Annotated in this window: 3 protein-coding genes; 2 read left to right on the top strand and 1 reads right to left on the bottom strand. The window is 63.8% G+C overall.

Annotated elements, in window-relative coordinates; translation table 11 throughout:
* On the bottom strand, positions 1-478 hold a 478-nt coding region (locus tag WA702_RS15105; RefSeq protein ID WP_425111336.1), incomplete at its 3' end, for an ACT domain-containing protein.
* 152 nt (positions 479-630) lie between these two features.
* Here WA702_RS15105 and WA702_RS15100 point away from each other — a divergent pair.
* Together WA702_RS15100 and WA702_RS15095 are read left to right on the top strand one after the other, a co-directional pair.
* A complete protein-coding gene (locus WA702_RS15100; protein ID WP_425111335.1) occupies positions 631-1,473 on the top strand; it encodes a uroporphyrinogen-III synthase in 843 nt (280 codons plus the stop codon).
* 203 nt (positions 1,474-1,676) lie between these two features.
* Positions 1,677-2,107 (top strand): CoA transferase (locus WA702_RS15095; protein ID WP_425111334.1); only part of this gene is annotated, 431 nt, incomplete at its 3' end.

Below are 2,107 nucleotides of genomic sequence, written 5' to 3'. Positions count from 1 at the left end.
GTTGCAGCACCGCCTGCTCCTGCTGGCGCTTGGTCTCCCTGGTGACCGGCATGTGGTGGAACGGGATGTCGCCGAAATCCAGCCCCGCATAGGTCTCGCGCGGATGGTTCGAGACGATCGCGGTCGGCACCATTGCGAGGTCGCCGGTGCGCCAGCGATAGAGGATGTCGACCAGGCAATGGTCGAACTTGGAGACCAGCAGCATCACCCGCCGCTTCGTGGCGCGATCGCGCATCTGCCAGTCCATGCCGAAACGCTCGGCGATCGCGGCAAAACCGGTCTGCAGCGCGGGCAAATTGACCGCGAGATCGGCGGCGGTGAACACCACCCGCATGAAGAAATGACCGGTCTCGGTGTCGGTGAATTGCTGGGCGTCGAGGATGTTCTGGCCATTATGGGCCAGAAAGGTCGAAACGGACGAGACCAGTCCCGGGCGATCCGGGCAGGACAGGGTCAGCAGATATTGATGATCGGGCATGGCAACGTGAACCGGGACGACCTGATGAGAGATGGGCAGAGACGAAGCAGCGCTTCGTTCGGGCCTGCTCTATCACCGTCCCGGGACTTGCGCCAACGATGGAACAGGCATCAGGATGAACAAATCACCATCGCTTCCGTTAAGGCGCCATCATGGCTGACAGGCTCACCGGCTACCGTATCCTGATCCTGGAAACCCGCGAGGAAGCGCAGTTTTCCCGGCTGCTCGCCGAGCAAGGCGCCAACGTGCTGCAATGTCCGATGTTTGCGATCAACGATGCGCCTGATGCGGCTCCGATCGAGGCCTGGATCAGACGCTGCATCGAAACCCCGTTCGACGATCTGGTGCTGCTGACCGGCGAAGGCCTGCGCCGGCTGATGAAGGCCGTCCGCCGCATCGGGGTGGAGCAGGAATTCATCGCCGCGCTCGGCCAGGCGCGCAAGTTCGCCCGCGGCCCGAAGCCCGGGCGGGCGCTACGCGAGATCGGGCTGGAGCCGCAAGTCACGACGGAAAAACCGACCTCTGAAGGAGTCGCCGAGATGCTGTCGCGGCTCGACCTCAAGGGCCACAGGCTCGGCCTGCAGCTCTATCCGGACAAGGACCATTCCGCGCTGATCGGCGCGATATCAGCACAAGGCGCCGAGGTCGATGCCGTGCTGCCTTATGTCTACGACGCCAAGGCTGCCGATGCCAACATCCTGACCGCGCTGGACGAGATGGCCGCCGGCCACATCGATGCCATCGCGCTGACCAGTTCGGGCCAGCCGCGCCGGCTGTTCGATGTCGCAAGGGCGCATGGCATCGAGGACCGGCTGATCGAAGGATTGAAACAGACGCCGATCGCTTCCGTCGGTCCCGTGGTCACGGAGGCTCTCGCGGCGCACGGGCTCAAGCCCGACATCACGCCGCAAGGCGATGCCTTCTTCATGAAGCCTCTGATCTCGGCGATGGCGGTTGCACTGGAAAAGAAGCTGCCGCGCACGACGGCGAACTGATCGCTCAATTGAAGGATGGGTTGAGCGGAGCGATACCCGTCGATCCCTTCGCCGGACCATGATGGGTATCGCTTCGCTCCACCCATCCTACCACGCAGCCCTGCACTGGTGTCATGCGCCTTGGTGCCGGCGCGGCCTGCACGCAATTGTCCGACACGGCGCGGTCTCCTATACAGGTGTGTCACGTTTCGGAGTTATACCGCATGGCCTTCCCGCGCGCCTCTCAGGCCCTCAGCCGCTTCACCGTGCTCGATCTCACCCGCGTCAGGGCCGGCCCCACCTGCGCGCGGCAGTTCGCTGATTGGGGCGCCAACGTCATCAAGATCGACGCGCTGCTGGAAGATGGCAGTGACGCCATGGGCGGCCCGCGCCACGGCGCCGACTTCCAGAATTTGCACCGGAACAAGCGGGCGATGAGCCTGAACCTGAAAAACCCCAAGGGCGTCGAGACCTTCATGCGGCTCGCGGCGAAGGCCGACGTGGTGATCGAGAACTACCGGCCTGACGTGAAGACCAAGCTCGGCATCGACTACGAGGCCGTGCGCAGGGTCAATCCGAAGATCGTCTATGGCAGCATCTCGGGCTTCGGCCAGGATGGCCCCTATCACAAGCGCCCCGGCTTCGATCAGATCGC

The sequence above is a fragment of the Bradyrhizobium sp. genome (assembly GCF_049798375.1).
GTDB lineage: Bacteria > Pseudomonadota > Alphaproteobacteria > Rhizobiales > Xanthobacteraceae > Bradyrhizobium.
This window is presented reverse-complemented; position numbering and strand designations above follow the sequence as displayed.

What these genes read in the sequence shown, in the direction of transcription:
- WA702_RS15100 (WP_425111335.1), top strand. Translation starts at nt 631, where the DNA reads ATGGCTGACAGGCTCACCGGCTACCGTATCCTGATCCTGGAAACCCGC.